Consider the following 17,384-nt stretch of genomic DNA (forward strand, 5'->3'; position numbering starts at 1 on the left):
TGTTCAATGAACATTCTATATTTTTGTGTCTTATTTATTATAGTTATGCGATTGGAGAGACAATTGCTAGTGTGGATTTCCCTATTATTAATGAGCCGATTTCCACTATACATAAACAGAAGCTGTATAGAACTGTGTTGATCGTATGCCTGAACGATAGTAAGACTGTTTGTTTGAATTTTTATAGGTAATAATTAGCAATACATGGATGTGTAAAGAAAAGTTAGGAGGCGAGAAAAATGAGTAGAATTGAACGCTTAAGAGAACAATTTAGTTCTTATGAAATTGATGGAATGTTAATTACGAGTAAAAGCAACCGCCGCTATATGACAAACTTTACAGGGACAGCTGGTGTTGTGTTAATTTCTAGTAAAGAGGCAAAATTAATTACAGATTTTCGCTATGTTGACCAAGCTAATGAACAGGCAGAAGGTTATGAAATTGTTCAGCATAAAGGAGCAATTATTGATGAAGTTGCAAAGCAAGCTGAAAAAATGAATATTAAAAAGCTTGGATTTGAACAGGATTATCTTACATACAGTGTTTTTCATGGCTATCAACAAAAAGTAACGAGTCACTTTGTCCCAGTGACAGGCTTAATTGAAAAGTTACGCTTGATTAAGGATGAGTCAGAGATTAAGATATTAAAGGAAGCAGCTAACATTGCTGATGCCGCCTTTAAACATATTCTAACATATATTCGTCCAGGTCTTACAGAATTAGAGGTTTCAAACGAACTAGAATTTTTCATGAGAAAAAACGGTGCTGTCTCTTCTTCTTTTGATATTATTGTTGCTTCTGGGCTGCGCTCTGCATTACCGCATGGGGTAGCTACTGAAAAAGTAATTGAAAAGGGAGAGTTTATTACACTCGATTTTGGTGCTTATTATAAGGGATATTGTTCTGATATAACCCGTACGATTTCGATTGGGGAACCACCAGAAAAACTAAAAGAAATATACGAAATTGTATTAGAAGCACAACTTCGCGGAATGAGCCAAATTAAAAAAGGAATATCCGGCCGAGAAGCTGATGCGATTACAAGAGATTATATTAGTGAAAAAGGTTATGGGGAATATTTTGGTCATTCGACTGGTCATGGTATCGGTTTAGAAGTTCATGAAGGTCCAGGATTATCAGCGAAATCAGATACAATATTAAAGCCTGGAATGGTTGTAACGGTTGAACCGGGGATTTATATATCAGGATTAGGCGGTGTGCGTATTGAGGATGATCTTCTCATTACAGACAGCGGAAATGAATCATTTACGCATTCAACAAAAGACTTAATACTTTTGTAATATCCATTTAGGAGGAACATGAAATGATTTCAGTAAACGAATTTAAAACAGGTTTAACAATTGAAGTAGATAACAGTATTTGGCAAGTAGTGGAATTTCAACATGTAAAACCAGGTAAAGGTGCAGCATTTGTACGTTCTAAACTTCGTAACCTTCGTACTGGTGCAATTCAAGAAAAAACATTCCGTGCTGGTGAAAAAGTAGGAAAAGCACATATTGAAACACGTCGTATGCAGTATCTTTATGCAAGCGGTGATATGCATACATTCATGGATTTAGAGTCATATGAACAAACAGAGCTTCCAGAAGCACAGCTTGAAAATGAATTAAAGTTTTTAAAAGAAAACATGGAAGTACAACTTCGTATGTATCAAGGAGAAACAATTGGGGTAGAACTTCCGAATACAGTTGAATTAGCAGTTACTCAAACAGATCCTGGTATTAAAGGTGATACAGCAAGCGGTGGGACAAAGCCAGCAACATTGGAAACAGGTCTTGTGGTAAACGTACCGTTCTTTGTAAATGAAGGGGATGTTTTAGTTGTTGATACTTCAAAAGGTGAATATGTTTCACGTGCCTAATCCTCTTTAGCGCTGCTTTTATAGCAGTGCTTTTTTTATTGTGCATTTCTCCGATAAAACTTCTTCTGAAATAATCCTTCTCAACATAAGTTGTACAAACTTCATTTTTGGGTCCAATCGAGTATTGGAGGTGGAACATGATGAACCCTTTTCGTAATCAATTTGATACAAGTGTATTAAGTATGGCGATTTTACGTTTTATCTCAGCGGCCATTGAATGTACAGCAGCTGTTTTAATGCTTTATTTCAATGATGGAAAAAAGGCGCTTATTATTAATTCCATGTTAGCTGTTGTCGGTCCAATTATTTTTATTGTCACCACAACGATTGGATTGGTTAGTATTTCGGCAACTCTTTCATATGGAAAACTCATTCTTATTGGAATTGGGGTGTTTTTTATTATTATTGGAATTTTGAAATGAAGTGTTCAAAATATACAAGTCATAACAAAACAAGCTATGCATACATTTAAATTAATTAGAACAGGGGAATGGAGGAAGAAAATATGGAGGATGTCCTGCATGTTTTACCTAAACCAATACAAGCGCTTCTAGAATCGTATCCTCCTTTGCAAAGAAATAGTATTGAAGAGATAAGAATTCGCATTAACCGCCCGCTTGAAGTTATTATTTCTGGTTGTCCAATTTATCCTAAAAAAAATGACAAGATGCACATCGTTTCAATGGAGGATGCTGTTCATTTGCTGAATAAACTGAGTCATTATTCTTTATATGCTTTAGAAGAAGAAGTGAAAAGAGGTTATATTACCATTCGAGGCGGTCATCGAGTTGGACTAGCTGGAAAAGTTATTACAGAAAAGGGACATGTTAAGGCCATTAAGGAAATAGGCTCTTATAATATTCGAATCGCAAGACAAAAAATTGGTGCAGCAGTTCCATATGTGCCGTTTCTTTATGGAAAGGAATGGATGAATACGCTTATTGTTGGACCGCCGCAAACAGGAAAAACAACTTTTCTTCGTGATCTTGCACGCATTATAAGCAGTGGAGATGTCAAAAACAACATTTCCTCATTAAAAGTTGGCATTGTAGACGAAAGAAGTGAAATTGCGGCTGCCGTGAAAGGTGTTCCACAGCACGATCTTGGCCATCGAGTTGATGTGCTTGATGCGTGTCCGAAAGCAGAGGGTATGATGATGATGATTCGTTCCATGAGTCCAGATGTCTTGATTGTCGATGAAATTGGAAGACAAGAAGATAGTGAAGCCATTCTTGAAGCAATGAATGCAGGCATTAAAATGATTATGACTGTTCATGGCAATTCGTTAGAAGATTTATATAAACGCCCAACAATTCGTCCTTTACTCGAACATACCTTGTTTGAACGAATTATAGAGTTAACACGAGAGAAAACCCCTGGGATCATTAAGCGCATTCGCAGCAGCAGCGGCAAAGATGTTACAGAACTAAAAAGGATGACAGTATTATGAAAGTGCTTGGCGCTCTATTAATTGTAATGGCAACAACATGGGCAGGATTTGAAGCGGCTAAACGGTTAAGTGAAAGACCGAGGCAGCTGCGCCAGCTAAAGACAGCGCTGCAATCATTAGAAGCAGAAATTGTATATGGGCTTACCCCTTTAAACGAAGCATGCATGCATCTTGCAGGACAGCTTCCGAAACCGTTAACATGGTTTTTTGAAACATTTGCTAAGAGGCTAAATGAAGGGGAAAAAAGCGTCCCAGAAGCATGGAACCAATCATTAGAAGAAGTATGGCGTTTATCATCTTTAAGGCAAGGGGAGTTTGAAGTGATGAAGCAGTTTGGGGCAACGCTTGGCAGACATGATCGCGACCATCAACAAAAGCAAATTCGACTCACAATTGCCCATTTGGAGCGTGAAGAAGCAGAAGCGAAAGATGAACAAGTTCGCTATGAAAAAATGGTAAAAAGTTTAGGTTTTTTAGCAGGATTATTAATCGTTATTTTATTTATTTGACTAATAAGGGGAGGCACAATATGAATCATGATGTAAGTCTTATCTTTCAAATCGCAGGGATTGGTATTGTTGTAGCCATGATTCATACCGTTTTAAAGCAGATGGGAAAAGAAGAGTATGCACAATGGGTTACATTAATTGGATTTATTGTTGTTCTTTATATGGTCATTACATTAATTGATGACTTATTTCAGAAAATTAAAGGTGTCTTTCTCTTTCAAGGATAAAAGGGGGTGAAGGCCATTGGGATTATCCAAATTGTAGGGATTGGGCTTATTGCAACCTTTTTAATTTTAGTATTAAAAGAGCAAAAGCCTGTCTTTGCTTTATTTGTAACGGTGGCAGTCGGTGCCATTATTTTTCTTTTTTTAATTGATCAAATTCAGGTAATTTTTAACTTGCTTGAAGAACTTGCAGCGAATGCTAATATCAAACTGGTCTATGTGGAAACCATTTTAAAAATTATTGGGATTGCCTATATTGCTGAATTTGGTGCTCAAATCGCAAAGGATGCTGGGCAAGGAGCCATTGCCTCAAAAATTGAGCTTGCAGGAAAATTAATTATTCTTACAATGGCTATCCCGATATTAAAACTTATTATTGAAACAGTTCTTCGCCTTTTACCTACATGAGGGGAGGGAAAGTAGTGCGAGTCCGACATGATAAAAAGCTTTTGTCCTTCATTTGTAATGATAAGATAGTAATCTTCTTGTTTATAATCTTTCTATTTTGTACAAGCCAAGGGGGAGAGGCAGCGGCCCAAGCTGTGCCAAAGAATGTTGAAATAGAGCAGGAAACATTAATTGAAGAACAGTTAGACAAGCTTGGTATTGAGGATTTAAAGGAATATTGGACAACCGTGATTACAGAGTATGGAGGATTCTTACCTGAAAGTCAAAAGGGGACGTTTATTGAATTTGTGAAGGGGGAAAAGAATTTTTCATTTAAAGAATGGACCGTTGGAGGCGTAAAGTTTTTTTTGCATGAATTACTTGTCCATGGTAAACTTCTTGGCTCATTAATTTTCCTTGTTGTGTTTGCCGTGCTGCTGCAGACAATTCAAAATGCATTTGAGTTTAATGCGGTTAGTAAGGTTGCCTATGCGATTATCTATATGGTGTTAATTATTTTAGCATTAAATAGTTTTCATGTTGCAATTTCCTATACAGAACAAGCGATTGAAAATATGACTGGTTTTATGATTGCGCTTATGCCTATGCTTCTGGCATTGATGGCTTCAATTGGAAGTGTGACCAGTGTGGCTTTTTTTCATCCGATAATTGTTTTTTTAGTGCATACAAGCGGCATTTTTATTCAAAATTTTGTGCTTCCTCTTCTGTTTCTTTCAGCGCTACTAAGTATTGTCAGTACATTAACAGATCACTATAAAGTAACGCAGCTTGCAAATTTATTGCGGAATATTAGCATTGGATCATTAGGGCTCTTTTTTACAATCTTTCTCGGTGTAATCTCAGTACAGGGGGCGTCAACTGCAGTAGCGGATGGCATTACCATTCGTACGGCAAAATTTATTACAGGAAATTTTGTGCCTGTAATTGGTCGAATGTTTACTGATGCTACTGACACTGTCATGAGTGCGTCTGTACTGCTTAAAAATATGGTGGGGATTGCTGGTGTTACGCTTTTAATTATTCTTGCTGCATTTCCAGCTTTAAAGGTATTAGCTCTTGCGATGATCTATAATATTGCCGGGGCTGTGCTTCAGCCGTTGGGGGGAGGACCTATTATTGCGTGCTTAAGTATTATTGGTAAAAGCGTCATCTTTATATTTGCTGCACTTGCGACCATTTCGCTTATGTTTTTTCTTGCTGTAACAATTATGATTGCAGCTGGTAATCTATCGATGATGATGAGGTAGAGGAAGTGATGAGTAATGAGCATCCTTACGAGTTGGGTTTCTAATATCATCTTACTCATTTTAATGGCTGCTGTTCTTGAACTATTAGTACCAAAATCAGCCCTTCATTCCTATGTCAAAATGGTAGTCGGTTTATTGCTTATATTGGTCATTATGACGCCGTTATTAAAGATTTTTACAGAAGATTTTGATACAGCAGTCGCCACGCTTGAGTTAAGTCCTTCGCTAACAGAAAAAACATTTCAAAATGAAATAAAAAATAAGAAAAATGAAATACAAGCCTCCCAACGTGCATATATTTTAGAACAAATGGCTGTCCAAATGAGTCAAAGAGTTGAAGAGGAGATGAATGAAAAATATGATTTGCAAATTGAAAACATAGCTGTCACCTTAATGGAAACTTTTGAAGAAGGGGAGAATGCTCATGAAAATATTCAGGAAGTTCAGGTAAGGTTGTCATCTGAAAATCTCCAATCTGAGGAATCTGATGAAGCAATTGAGGCAGTGAAACCAATTGAAGTTACAATCAATTCAAACATGCAGTCTTCTAGCAGTAAATATTCTGATGGATACATGGAAGATATTCAATTGTTTTTAGCTGAAAACTGGGAAATAGCGCCTGAACGTATTGTACTTACTGTAGAAGGGGGGCAAAGGGAGTAGTCGTGAAAAAAGATGAAATCAAAGCGTTATTGACAGAGTTGTTTACAAATAAAGAGAAGAAAAAGAAATTTTCCTATTCATATCTTGTTTTAGCACTTGGTATTGGGGTTGTTTTTATGATGTTTGGCAATGGTTTTTCATCACCGCAGGTAGAGGACATTCCTGCAATGAAAGCAGAAGCTCCTCAAACACAGCAAGCATTTGCAAAAAAAGCTTCCGAACCTTCTACAATGATTGAGTACGAGAATTATTATGAAAATCAATTACGAGAAATATTAGAAGAAATAGTAGGAGTATCAAATGTATCTGTCATGATTAATTTGGATGCAACAGAACAGAAAATATATGAAAAAAATTATAATGAACAAAATCAGGAAACAACAGAAACGGATAAAGAAGGCGGCAAACGAACAATAAATAATAAAGGTAAAGATGAACAAGTGGTCATTATAAATGATGGGGAGAAAGAAGTTCCAGTCGTTGTGGCAACAGAAAAGCCAAAAGTAAGAGGAGTAGTAATCACAGCAACAGGCGCTGAAAATATGAAAGTAAAGCAGCAAATTGTTGAAGCGGTAACGAGAGTATTAGATGTTCCGAGTCACCGTCTTTCTGTATTACCGAAGAAGATAAAGGAGGAATAAGGTTGGTGTTAAAAAAACAAACAGTATGGTTGCTGACAATGTTAAGTTTAATTATTGTGTTATCGGTCTATTATATTACCTCTCCTGAACAATCGGCTATGGATGATTTGGCATATGTTGAAGATCAAGATGCTCAAAAAGAGAAAGACGAGACAAATGCTGTGAATCAAATGGAAAATGTGGAAAATGCAGAAACATCAGCAGGTGAAAGTCAAACAGTCGTATCAAGTGTAGCGAGTGATGAGTTATTTACAGCGCTTCGTATGCAGCTTGAGGAGCAGCGTGCTGAGCTGAAAGAAAACCTTGATGAGGTAATTGCTTCGGATGTTTCTGCTGAAGTGAAAAATGAAGCCCACACGAAGATGGTTGCATTAAATGAGTTAGAACAAAAAGAGTCTCTATTAGAAACCGTTTTACGAACAGAAGGCGGTTATAGTGACGTGTTAATTAATACAATAGATGACCAAGTACAAATTATCGTAAAAGCAGAAAAATCATCAAATAAAGAAGCAAACACTATTATGCAAACAGCGCGTGATTACCTAGGGGAAAAGAATATTAGTGTAAAGTTTCAAATAGCAAATTAACAAAAAAAGCTAAAGGGGTAAGCTCCCTTTAGCTTTTTTCATGAAAGAATTTGCTGGAAACAGCCTACTCAGAACGGTTGACCTGTGATAAACTATTTCTGTTATTGCGAACAATGAATGTTTAAGGATGTAAATGTAAGGGATATGCTATAATGAGTGCATACATAGCATTTATTAAACACGTAATAATTAAAAGTGGTAACAAATAAAGGAGTGCAGCATCAATGTTAAAAATCCAAGAAATACGTGAACTAATTAAATTAATTGATAAATCTTCGATCGATGAGTTTACGTATGAACATGAAGGTAATGTTATTTCACTAAAGAAAAATAATGCAGCTGTGCAGCCGCAGCAAGTAGTGGAAGCACCTGTTCAAGTTTCAGCACAAAAGCCAGAAATTGTAACAGAAGAGAAGGCTCCGCAGCAAGTATCAGAACAGGCAGCGCCTAAAAGTGAAGAGAATTATAAAAAGATTGTTTCACCAATGGTTGGAACATTTTATGCTTCACCATCTCCTGAGGATCCACTATACGTCCAGCCAGGTGATAAAGTAAAAGAAAATACAGTTGTTTGTATTGTCGAAGCAATGAAGCTTTTCAATGAAATTGAAGCAGAAGTAAAAGGTGAAATTGTGGAAGTTCTTGTTGATAATGGACAACTTGTAGAATACGGCCAACCATTATTTTTAGTGAAGCCAGAATAGGGGCGGTAGTATGAACATAAAAAAAGTATTAATTGCAAACCGTGGCGAAATTGCCGTTCGGATTATTCGTGCGTGTCGGGAGCTCGGTATTGAAACCGTTGCAGTATATTCAGAAGCGGATAAAAACGCGCTTCACGTTAGGTTAGCTGATGAAGCGTATTGTGTAGGACCAACTGCTTCTAAAGATAGCTATTTAAACTTAACTAATATTATGAGTGTTGCTACATTAACTGGAACAGATGCTATTCATCCAGGATATGGGTTTTTAGCTGAAAACGCTGATTTTGCAGAAATTTGTGCAGAATGCAATATTAAGTTTATCGGACCAAGCGCAGAAGCCATCAATAAAATGGGTATAAAAGATGTAGCAAGAGCAACGATGAAAGAGGCAGGTGTTCCGATTGTGCCGGGATCAGATGGCATTATTGAGAGCAAGGAAGAAGCGCTTGAGCTTGCAAGTGAAATTGGTTATCCTGTTATTATTAAGGCAACTGCTGGAGGCGGTGGTAAAGGAATTCGAGTTGCTCGAAACGAGAAAGATTTAATTTCGGGTATTAATATTACACAGCAGGAAGCTGCAACAGCTTTTGGTAACCCAGGTGTTTATATTGAAAAGTTTATTGAAGATTTTCGCCATGTTGAAATTCAAGTCCTAGCAGATAATCATGGGAATGTTATTCATCTAGGTGAACGTGATTGTTCGATTCAGCGGCGCCTGCAAAAGTTGGTTGAGGAAACACCTTCACCAGCTTTAGATTCAGAAAAGCGTGCTGAAATGGGAGAAGCGGCTGTAAAAGCAGCGCAAGCAGTTAACTACTCTGGGGCTGGAACTGTTGAGTTTATCTTTGATGCAAACGGGAATTTTTACTTCATGGAAATGAACACACGTATTCAAGTAGAACATCCGGTTACAGAGATGGTGACAGGTGTAGATTTAATTAAAGAACAAATTCGTGTCGCGGCTGACGAAACATTATCGGTTTCACAGGAAGAAGTAGTATTTAATGGGTGGGCGATCGAATGCCGAATTAATGCAGAAGATCCAAATAAGAAATTTATGCCATCCCCAGGTAAAGTACATATGTACTTGCCGCCTGGAGGTTTAGGAGTCCGTGTTGATTCTGCCGTATATCCAGGATATGAAATTCCGCCGTTTTATGATTCAATGGTTGCAAAATTAATTACATACGGCCCCACACGTGAAGAAGCAATTGCTCGGATGAAGCGTGCTCTAAGTGAGTTTGTTATTGAGGGTGTTAAAACTACAATTCCTTTCCATCTAAAACTATTAAATCATGAAAAGTTTGTGGAAGGTGATTTTAATACAAAGTTTCTTGAAATTTATGATCTTACTGAATAGAAAAAAGGTTGTAAATGTGTAAAATAAATCTTAAGAAGCTGTTTCGATAATTATTTTTAAGATGTCTTCATGATGGGTTTATTATTTTATGGAGGTGATGTTATGAACGAAAATAGAATGTTAGGCATGGAAGAGCATGATACGGATTTGGGGAAAATTGAGATCTCTCCTGAAGTGATCGAAGTAATCGCCGGTATTGCTGCAAACGAAGTAGAAGGTGTGGCGGCAATGAGGGGCAATTTTGCTTCCGGTGTAGTAGAACGCTTTGGAAAGAAAGCACATGGTAAAGGTGTAAAGGTAGATCTTAGCGAAAATGGAATTGTTCTTGATGTATTTGTAGTCGTAACGTATAACTATTCAATTCCTGATGTAGGGCGTCAAATACAGGACAATATTCGTGAGGCACTTCAAAATATGACGGCTCTAGAAGTGAATGCGATAAACATTCATGTTGTCGGTATTCAATTTGAGCAAAAAGAAGAAACAGAAAAAATAGAAGAATTGTAGGATCAAAGGGTTTCCCTTTGATCTTTTGCTTGTCTAAATTATTTAATGATCGTCAATGATTGAAATGAAGCAGATGTTTTATAAACTTACTGTTTTATATTGAATGAATATGCTATCATCTAGAGTAGTATTTCATCCAAGTATTAAGATAGAAAAAGGAGCTAGGAACCTTGAAACGAAGAATAGCACGAGAAAAAGCGGTTCAATCGCTTTTCCAAATTGATATGAGCAGTACGGACCGTGATGAAGCCATTGAAAATGTATTAGAAGGAGAAGAAAGAGATTCTTTTCTTGTTCAGCTTGTTTATGGCACAACCGATCACTTAGAAGAAATTGATAATATATTGAAAGACCATTTAGAAAAGTGGACATTAAATCGAGTTGCGAATGTAGATCGAGCGATTTTACGGTTAGCTGTTCATGAAATGATGTTTGAAAAAGATATTCCGGTTAATGTAAGTATGAATGAAGCGATTGAACTAGCAAAAGTGTTTAGTGGAGAAGAATCAAGCCGCTTTATAAATGGTGTTTTATCAAAAATTATAAAAAAGATGTGAAACGAAATAAAAAAGGGGTAAATGGGGTTGTATAATGACGCAAGATCGCTATTTAACGATTACAGGATTAACTCGTTATATTAAGCGGAAGTTTGAGTTAGATGAACAGCTTGTTGATGTATGGCTGCGCGGCGAAATTTCTAATTTTAAACAGCACAGCCGCGGACATATGTATTTAACGTTAAAAGATGAAAATTCAAGGATTCAGTCAGTAATGTTTGCAGGGCATAACCGTTCTTTAGGGTTTACGCCGGAAAATGGGATGAAAGTTCTTGTGCGTGGAGAAGTGTCTGTGTACGAACCATATGGCCAATATCAGCTTTATATAAAAGAAATGCAGCCAGATGGAATTGGGAACTTATATTTAGCGTTTGAAGAGCTAAAGAAACGTCTTGAAGAAGAAGGTTTGTTTTTAAATGAATATAAAAAGCCGCTGCCAAGGTATGCTCAGGAAATTGGTGTGATTACCTCTCCTACTGGCGCAGCAATCAGGGATATCTTTACAACAATAAAGCGCCGTTTCCCAATTGCTAGAATTACCCTTTATCCTGCTCTGGTGCAGGGAGAAGCAGCAGCAGATTCAATTGTTCAGGCGGTTAATAGAGCAAATAAATTTAATCAGTGTGATGTATTAATTGTAGGAAGAGGCGGAGGATCAATTGAAGATCTTTGGCCTTTTAATGAAGAGCGTGTCGCAAGAAGTATATTCAACTCCAATATTCCTATTATTTCTGCTGTTGGCCATGAAACTGATTTTACAATTGCAGACTTTGCAGCAGATGTTCGAGCGCCGACACCAACAGGAGCTGCAGAATTAGCTGTTCCGCATATTGATGAAATAAGCGATAGGCTGCTTCAAAGAAAAACAAGGCTGTCTAGAGCGATAAAGGAAAAAGCAGTGAGTCAGCGCGATCGGTTGACAGCGATTCAAAAATCATATGCATTTCGTTATCCTATGCAGTTAATTCGTCAAAAAGAGCAGGAGCTTGATGGGCTTTTGGATCGCCTTATTCGCGAAAATAAACGAGCTATTATTACTAAAGAAGAGAAATGGGAGCAGCTTCATAGACGGCTGCAGCGTAATCATCCTGCTGCACGCATTCAAGAATTAAATACGGCACGACGGCAAATCGAGAAACGTCTTCAGCGTGAAATGGCGGGTATATTAAAAGAAAAACAAATGACATTTCAGCAAGCTCTCGCTAAATTAAATGCTCTTAGTCCTTTAAGAATCATGGATCGTGGATATAGTTTAGCTTTAAAAGAAGATAAATTAGTTAAAACGATTCAAGATGTACAGCCGGGAGATACAATTCAAGTTCGTTTAAAAGATGGTCAATTAGATTGTCAAGTATGGGGAATTGAGGAAGGTGAAAAAAGTTGACTGAAGAACAAAATAAAGAAAAGCAAGTTACGTTTGAAGAAGCAATGGAAAAGCTTGAAGAAATAGTAGATCGTCTTGAGTCTGGGAATGTTCCGCTTGAAGAAGCAATTAATCTTTTTCAAGATGGCATGTTGTTGTCAAAACAATGTCATGAAAAGTTAAAGACCATTGAGGGGAAAATAGATCGTATGATTGATGAAAATGGGGAAGAAAAAATGTTTTCAATTGAGGAGGCTGAATAAAAATGTCAGTCCAATCATTAGAAATATTTTTAAAAGAAAAAAAAGAGGTCATCGACAAGCAGCTTCCTCTTTATATTGAGAAAATGAAGGCTCCAACTTCACTAAAAGAGGCGATGCTCTATTCCGTTTATGCGGGTGGTAAAAGGCTTCGTCCTATTTTGCTTCTTGCTGCAATGCAAGCGTTTAGGAAGGATGATGAGGCAGGGCTCCCTGTTGCTTGTGCGGTTGAGATGGTTCATACATATTCGTTAATTCATGATGATCTGCCTTGTATGGATGATGATGATTTAAGAAGAGGAAAACCTACCAACCATAAAATGTTTGGGGAGGCTATGGCAGTGCTTGCAGGGGATGCCCTCTTAACAAATAGCTTTGGAATTATCGCCAATATAAATCATCCATTCGTAACAAGCGAGATGAAAGTAGAACTGATTAAGGGTCTCTCTGATGCAGCGGGAGCTGAGGGAATGGTTGGCGGACAAGTGGCTGATATGGAAGGGGAAGAAAAAAATCTCCAGCTTCAGGAACTTGAGTATATTCATCAACATAAAACTGGAAACATGATTCGTTATTCTGTTATTGCTGGTGCTGTTTTAGCACAAGCGACTAAAGAACAGCTTCAGCACTTGGAAGTGTTTGCCGATCATTTAGGTTTAGCTTTTCAAATTCAAGATGATATTCTTGATATTGAAGGGGATGAGGCTGTTATTGGTAAGCCTGTTGGCAGTGATGAAAACAATCAAAAAAGCACTTATCCTAAATTATTAACGTTAGATGGCGCGAAAAAGAAATTAAATTATCATATTGCAGCGGCAAAGGAAGCACTTCTTAAAACAGGTATTGATACAACAAGATTAGAAGAGATTACAAACTACATGGTTACTCGTAATCACTAATTGAAATTGAGAAAAAAGTCAATATATGCTATAATGCACAGTATGAATGGAGTGGTGCAGTATTCTAGTCGACCTCCCATTTCTGAAGGCGGGCCTAAAAATCCGCTAAAGGGCACATCGATGAAGTTCCTTGTGTCGGCTTGAGGAGCCCAGCCTTGGGTCGATGCTGGGAGTTAAGGTCGCAGGGCGATCCACAATGGCATGTGGGCGTTGACCCTGCTTCCGCGGAGGCCCATTTTTGTAGTGTATGTTCACAAGACTGCATTATGAGATGGGGTATGAACCTGTTTTGTAAGCATTATTGCTTGCAGCAGCGTAGCCTGCCTTGAGTGGAGTAGAGGGGATTATGTACGTCAACGCAAATGTTCTCTTGGCCGGAGGATGATTTGCGGAGTTCATATGAAATCTGCTCTGCAAAAGAGGCTAGGAAATGGTACAGGGTTGTTGAGGAAAACTCCTAGACTGTTCAATAGACATTTAAAGGGGATTATAGTGCGGACTAAGTGGCAATCCAGTCTAGCGTTTGGCGACAGCGCTAAGAGGGCTTTAAAGGGAAACCGCCAAAGCGGCAACGCTTCGGTAGTCCTTTGGGAAAACCTACTGGACCTAAGCCGCAGTTTTTACTCTTTAAATGACCACTCCTCTTTATACATAACGCTACTACTTACTCGTTTGAGGAGAATATATGAAAGATTCACTATCAAAAACAATAAATTGGAGTCTTGGAATTGCCGTTATCACGCTTGTGTTAGCGGCAGTTTTTTCAGTTGTATCCACTGCGCTTTTAAATGGCGTAACGTGGGCTGTTGGAATGCTCATTGTATTTCTTATTGTTCTAACTGGTATATTATTTGATATTATAGGTGTAGCTGCCACTGCAGCCAATGAAGTACCTCTACACGCCATGGCATCTAAAAAAGTGCCAGGAGCAAAACAAGCTATTTTTATTTCACGAAATGCCGATCGAGTCGCAAGCTTTTGCCAGGATGTATTTGGTGATATTTCTGGTATTATTAGTGGGACGGCAGCGGCTGCTGTTGTTATTCAATTAACTTTGCAGCTTGGTCATAGTGACAGCTCAGCATTTCATTATGTTGTAACGGTTGTTTTCACCAGCGTTGTTGCTTCAATGACTGTGGGAGGTAAAGCGTTTTGTAAAACATTTGCAATTCATTATGCCACAAATATTGTTTTGCAAGTTGGACGATTACTTTATACAATTGAGGGGAAATTAAAAATAAATTTAACCGCAATTAGTAAAAAACGGAAATCGAAATGAAAGTGAGGAATTTTAATGGATCTGGAATCGATCAAAGATCCTCGTTTTTTAAAACAATATTCAAATGAACAATTAGAACAGTTTGCATGTGATGTTCGTTCATTTTTAATTGAAAAATTGTCAGAAACGGGTGGGCATTTAGGTCCAAACTTAGGAGTAGTAGAGCTGACGCTTGCGCTTCATAAAGAGTTTAACAGTCCTAAAGATAAATTTATTTGGGATGTTGGGCATCAGGCATATGTGCATAAAATCTTAACAGGTCGCGCAAATCAATTTAATTCGCTTCGTCAGTACAAAGGATTATGTGGATTTCCAAAGCGGAATGAAAGCGAACATGATGTATGGGAAACAGGACATAGTTCAACTTCATTATCTGCTGCAATGGGAATGGCAAAAGCGCGTGACTTAAAAGGAACAGATGAAAAAGTTGTAGCAGTGATTGGTGATGGAGCCCTAACCGGAGGAATGGCTTTAGAAGCATTGAATCATATTGGGCATGAACATACTGATTTAATCGTTATTCTAAATGATAATGAAATGTCAATTGCTCCAAATGTAGGAGCACTTCACAATATATTAGGTCGCCTTCGTACTGCTGGAAAATATCATAAGGCCAAAGAAGAGTTGGATTACTTAATTAAAAAAATTCCGGCGTTTGGTGGGAAATTAGCGTCAACGGCAGAACGAGTAAAAGACAGCTTAAAATATTTGCTTGTCTCAGGCGTATTTTTTGAAGAATTAGGTTTTACTTATTTAGGGCCTGTGGATGGACATAGCTTTGAAGATTTATTTGAAAATTTTCGCTATGCAAAAAAGACTAAAGGTCCGGTGTTAATTCATACAATTACCAAAAAGGGTAAAGGGTATAAACCGGCAGAATCAGATGCTGTCGGTACTTGGCATGGATTAGGACCTTATAAAATTGAATCGGGAGAAGTCGTTAAACCAGCAAGTGCTCCTCCAGGTTATAGTAAAGTAGTAAGCGAAACATTACGAACGATGGCACGTGAAGATGAGCGCCTTGTTGTGATTACTCCGGCGATGACGGTTGGTTCAAAACTGGAAAAATTCGGCGAGGAGTTCCCGGATCGTTTATTTGATGTTGGCATCGCGGAACAGCATGCTGTTACAATGGCTGGAGGACTTGCAGCTCAAGAAATGAAACCTGTTTTATCTATTTATTCAACGTTTTTCCAAAGAGGATATGACCAGCTCGTTCATGATGTGTGCAGACAAAATTTAAATGTGTTTTTTGCTGTCGACCGTGCTGGGCTTGTTGGAGCAGATGGAGAAACACATCAAGGTGTTTTTGATATCGCCTTTATGCGCCATGTTCCTAATATAACCATTTTAATGCCAAAAGATGAAAACGAACTGCAGCATATGGTTTATACAGCTGGAAAATATGAAGGCGGACCAATCGCTGTACGTTTCCCTAGAGGAAATGGACTTGGAATTAAAATGGATGAACAGTTAAAAGAAATTCCGATTGGTAAATGGGAAGTCGAGCGTGAGGGATCAGATTTGGCAATATTATCGTTTGGTCCAATTTTGCAAAAAGCGCTTGAAGCAGCAGAAAGACTTAAAAAAGAAGGGATTTCTGTTAAGGTTATTAATGCGAGAAGCATAAAACCATTAGATGAAGAAATGTTAATTTCATTAGCCGAACAGAATATGCCGCTTATTACAATTGAAGAAGCAGCACTGCAGGGCGGCTTCGGAAGCGCTGTATTAGAACTGTTAAGTGATAACAACCAACAACTTATTGTGGAGCGGATGGGCATTCCAGATCGTTTCATTGAACATGGAAGTGTAAAGCATCTTCTTGAAGAAATTGGCTTAACAGTTCCGTCAATTATAGAACGTGTTCGAACAATTTTACCTAAAAAGCAGCAGAGGGCATAGTAAATGGCAAAAAAAGAAAGATTAGATGTTTTATTAGTGGAAAAAGGATTGTTTGAGACACGTGAAAAAGCAAAGCGAGCGATTATGGCAGGTCTTGTTTTTGCAGATGAAGAACGCGTGGATAAAGCAGGAACAAAAATTGATACAGCGGCAATAATTGAAGTCAAAGGCTCTGCTTTACGTTATGTCGGAAGAGGCGGATTAAAATTAGAAAAAGCAATTGAAGTCTTTAAGTTAGAATTAAACGATGTGATCGCAATTGATATTGGATCGTCTACAGGAGGTTTTACAGACTGCATGCTTCAAAATGGAGCCTCTAAAGTTTATGCTGTAGATGTAGGTTATAATCAGCTGGCTTGGAAATTAAGACAGGATGATCGTGTTGTTGTAATGGAACGGACTAACTTTCGATATTGCGAACCTGCAGATTTTTATGAAGGATTGCCATCTTTTGCTTCTGTTGATGTTTCATTTATTTCATTAAAAATTATCTTACCTGTCCTAAAACAAATTCTTATTCCAAATGGACAAGTGGTAGCACTTGTAAAGCCTCAATTTGAAGCAGGAAGAGAAGATGTGGGAAAGAAAGGTATTGTGCGTGACCCTAAAATTCATAAACGTGTCCTTGATGAGATAATGGCTTTTACAATAGAGTCGGGATATACGATAAAAAACTTGTCTCATTCTCCGATAACAGGTGGAGATGGTAATATTGAATTTTTAATGCATTTACAGTCAGAGGAACAGCCGCTAAACTTGTTTAATCAGTCAACAGAGGAAGTTGTTGAAATCGCTCATAACAGCTTAAAACAGATCAAAAAAGGGTAATTTCCTTTTTGATCTGTTTTGTAAGTTTACATAACGTCTCTTGGATATGCATTTTTTTGAAAAAATATTCAAAAAAATTTATAAAAAAGTTGTAATTACATAATAATATTC

Annotated in this window: 21 protein-coding genes; all 21 read left to right on the forward strand. The window is 37.7% G+C overall.

All coding sequences use genetic code 11. The features are described 5' to 3' along the window. Positions 1-239: 239 nt before the first annotated feature. The 21 genes from DS031_RS06185 (at position 240) to DS031_RS06290 (ending at position 17,273) form a co-directional block, all read left to right on the forward strand. Positions 240-1,301, forward strand: a complete 1,062-nt coding sequence (locus tag DS031_RS06185) for a M24 family metallopeptidase (protein ID WP_113805051.1) — start codon at positions 240-242, stop codon at positions 1,299-1,301. 23 nt (positions 1,302-1,324) lie between these two features. Then, positions 1,325-1,882, forward strand: a complete 558-nt coding sequence (efp, locus tag DS031_RS06190) for an elongation factor P (RefSeq protein ID WP_113805052.1) — start codon at positions 1,325-1,327, stop codon at positions 1,880-1,882. 140 nt (positions 1,883-2,022) lie between these two features. Next, on the forward strand, positions 2,023-2,304 hold the full coding sequence (locus DS031_RS06195) for a YqhV family protein (protein ID WP_113805053.1): 282 nt from the start codon (positions 2,023-2,025) through the stop codon (positions 2,302-2,304). A gap of 83 nt (positions 2,305-2,387) precedes the next feature. Beyond that, entirely contained in the window at positions 2,388-3,332 is a 945-nt protein-coding gene (gene spoIIIAA / locus DS031_RS06200; RefSeq protein ID WP_113805054.1) for a stage III sporulation protein AA, read from the forward strand. After that, positions 3,329-3,841, forward strand: coding sequence for a stage III sporulation protein SpoIIIAB (spoIIIAB, locus tag DS031_RS06205; RefSeq protein ID WP_181833040.1), 513 nt, complete (start codon positions 3,329-3,331; stop codon positions 3,839-3,841). The genes spoIIIAA and spoIIIAB overlap by 4 nt, the downstream gene beginning before the upstream one ends. Positions 3,842-3,861: 20 nt before the next feature. Then, positions 3,862-4,068: a stage III sporulation protein AC gene (gene spoIIIAC / locus DS031_RS06210; protein WP_113805056.1), complete on the forward strand. Its 207-nt coding sequence runs from the start codon at positions 3,862-3,864 to the stop codon at positions 4,066-4,068. A 15-nt stretch (positions 4,069-4,083) separates the two neighbouring features. After that, positions 4,084-4,473, forward strand: coding sequence for a stage III sporulation protein AD (spoIIIAD, locus tag DS031_RS06215; RefSeq protein WP_245947238.1), 390 nt, complete (start codon positions 4,084-4,086; stop codon positions 4,471-4,473). Between the two features lie 14 nt (positions 4,474-4,487). Next, on the forward strand, positions 4,488-5,720 hold the full coding sequence (spoIIIAE, locus tag DS031_RS06220) for a stage III sporulation protein AE (protein ID WP_425451931.1): 1,233 nt from the start codon (positions 4,488-4,490) through the stop codon (positions 5,718-5,720). Positions 5,721-5,735: 15 nt separating this feature from the next. Further along, positions 5,736-6,383 (forward strand): stage III sporulation protein AF, encoded by a 648-nt coding sequence (spoIIIAF, locus tag DS031_RS06225; RefSeq protein ID WP_113805058.1) that lies wholly within the window; start codon positions 5,736-5,738, stop codon positions 6,381-6,383. Between the two features lie 2 nt (positions 6,384-6,385). Next, the gene (spoIIIAG, locus tag DS031_RS06230) at positions 6,386-7,024 is read left to right on the forward strand and encodes a stage III sporulation protein AG (RefSeq protein ID WP_113805059.1); all 639 of its coding nucleotides are present in this window, start codon (positions 6,386-6,388) and stop codon (positions 7,022-7,024) included. A 5-nt stretch (positions 7,025-7,029) separates the two neighbouring features. Beyond that, positions 7,030-7,611 (forward strand): SpoIIIAH-like family protein, encoded by a 582-nt coding sequence (locus DS031_RS06235; RefSeq protein ID WP_113805106.1) that lies wholly within the window; start codon positions 7,030-7,032, stop codon positions 7,609-7,611. A 224-nt stretch (positions 7,612-7,835) separates the two neighbouring features. Continuing rightward, positions 7,836-8,315: an acetyl-CoA carboxylase biotin carboxyl carrier protein gene (gene accB, locus DS031_RS06240; RefSeq protein WP_113805060.1), complete on the forward strand. Its 480-nt coding sequence runs from the start codon at positions 7,836-7,838 to the stop codon at positions 8,313-8,315. Between the two features lie 10 nt (positions 8,316-8,325). Then, positions 8,326-9,675 (forward strand): acetyl-CoA carboxylase biotin carboxylase subunit, encoded by a 1,350-nt coding sequence (gene accC / locus DS031_RS06245; RefSeq protein WP_113805061.1) that lies wholly within the window; start codon positions 8,326-8,328, stop codon positions 9,673-9,675. A 102-nt stretch (positions 9,676-9,777) separates the two neighbouring features. Then, positions 9,778-10,182, forward strand: a complete 405-nt coding sequence (locus tag DS031_RS06250) for an Asp23/Gls24 family envelope stress response protein (RefSeq protein WP_113805107.1) — start codon at positions 9,778-9,780, stop codon at positions 10,180-10,182. A gap of 170 nt (positions 10,183-10,352) precedes the next feature. Then, positions 10,353-10,739 carry a transcription antitermination factor NusB gene (nusB, locus tag DS031_RS06255; RefSeq protein ID WP_113805062.1) on the forward strand — a complete coding sequence of 129 codons (387 nt, stop codon included), beginning with the start codon at positions 10,353-10,355 and terminating at the stop codon, positions 10,737-10,739. Positions 10,740-10,773: 34 nt separating this feature from the next. Continuing rightward, positions 10,774-12,123, forward strand: coding sequence for an exodeoxyribonuclease VII large subunit (gene xseA, locus DS031_RS06260; protein ID WP_113805063.1), 1,350 nt, complete (start codon positions 10,774-10,776; stop codon positions 12,121-12,123). Continuing rightward, positions 12,120-12,365, forward strand: a complete 246-nt coding sequence (gene xseB / locus DS031_RS06265; RefSeq protein WP_113805064.1) for an exodeoxyribonuclease VII small subunit — start codon at positions 12,120-12,122, stop codon at positions 12,363-12,365. The genes xseA and xseB overlap by 4 nt, the downstream gene beginning before the upstream one ends. A gap of 2 nt (positions 12,366-12,367) precedes the next feature. Further along, the gene (locus tag DS031_RS06270) at positions 12,368-13,261 is read left to right on the forward strand and encodes a polyprenyl synthetase family protein (protein ID WP_113805065.1); all 894 of its coding nucleotides are present in this window, start codon (positions 12,368-12,370) and stop codon (positions 13,259-13,261) included. A 685-nt stretch (positions 13,262-13,946) separates the two neighbouring features. Then, on the forward strand, positions 13,947-14,540 hold the full coding sequence (locus DS031_RS06280) for a hypothetical protein (RefSeq protein ID WP_113805066.1): 594 nt from the start codon (positions 13,947-13,949) through the stop codon (positions 14,538-14,540). A 15-nt stretch (positions 14,541-14,555) separates the two neighbouring features. Continuing rightward, the gene (dxs, locus tag DS031_RS06285) at positions 14,556-16,445 is read left to right on the forward strand and encodes a 1-deoxy-D-xylulose-5-phosphate synthase (RefSeq protein WP_113805067.1); all 1,890 of its coding nucleotides are present in this window, start codon (positions 14,556-14,558) and stop codon (positions 16,443-16,445) included. Between the two features lie 3 nt (positions 16,446-16,448). Further along, entirely contained in the window at positions 16,449-17,273 is an 825-nt protein-coding gene (locus DS031_RS06290) for a TlyA family RNA methyltransferase (RefSeq protein WP_113805068.1), read from the forward strand. Positions 17,274-17,384: the final 111 nt, after the last annotated feature.

Source organism: Bacillus taeanensis, from assembly GCF_003318295.1.
Classification (GTDB): Bacteria; Bacillota; Bacilli; order Bacillales; family UBA6769; genus Maribacillus; species Maribacillus taeanensis.

Bases quoted from the DNA above. Each gene is read 5' to 3' on its own strand.
- DS031_RS06185 (WP_113805051.1), top strand. From the start codon at position 240: ATGAGTAGAATTGAACGCTTAAGAGAACAATTTAGTTCTTATGAAATT.
- efp (WP_113805052.1), top strand. From the start codon at position 1,325: ATGATTTCAGTAAACGAATTTAAAACAGGTTTAACAATTGAAGTAGAT.
- DS031_RS06195 (WP_113805053.1), top strand. From the start codon at position 2,023: ATGAACCCTTTTCGTAATCAATTTGATACAAGTGTATTAAGTATGGCG.
- spoIIIAA (WP_113805054.1), top strand. From the start codon at position 2,388: ATGGAGGATGTCCTGCATGTTTTACCTAAACCAATACAAGCGCTTCTA.
- spoIIIAB (WP_181833040.1), top strand. From the start codon at position 3,329: ATGAAAGTGCTTGGCGCTCTATTAATTGTAATGGCAACAACATGGGCA.
- spoIIIAC (WP_113805056.1), top strand. From the start codon at position 3,862: ATGAATCATGATGTAAGTCTTATCTTTCAAATCGCAGGGATTGGTATT.
- spoIIIAF (WP_113805058.1), top strand. From the start codon at position 5,736: ATGAGCATCCTTACGAGTTGGGTTTCTAATATCATCTTACTCATTTTA.
- accB (WP_113805060.1), top strand. From the start codon at position 7,836: ATGTTAAAAATCCAAGAAATACGTGAACTAATTAAATTAATTGATAAA.
- accC (WP_113805061.1), top strand. From the start codon at position 8,326: ATGAACATAAAAAAAGTATTAATTGCAAACCGTGGCGAAATTGCCGTT.
- DS031_RS06250 (WP_113805107.1), top strand. From the start codon at position 9,778: ATGAACGAAAATAGAATGTTAGGCATGGAAGAGCATGATACGGATTTG.
- xseA (WP_113805063.1), top strand. From the start codon at position 10,774: ATGACGCAAGATCGCTATTTAACGATTACAGGATTAACTCGTTATATT.
- DS031_RS06270 (WP_113805065.1), top strand. From the start codon at position 12,368: ATGTCAGTCCAATCATTAGAAATATTTTTAAAAGAAAAAAAAGAGGTC.
- DS031_RS06280 (WP_113805066.1), top strand. From the start codon at position 13,947: ATGAAAGATTCACTATCAAAAACAATAAATTGGAGTCTTGGAATTGCC.
- dxs (WP_113805067.1), top strand. From the start codon at position 14,556: ATGGATCTGGAATCGATCAAAGATCCTCGTTTTTTAAAACAATATTCA.
- DS031_RS06290 (WP_113805068.1), top strand. From the start codon at position 16,449: ATGGCAAAAAAAGAAAGATTAGATGTTTTATTAGTGGAAAAAGGATTG.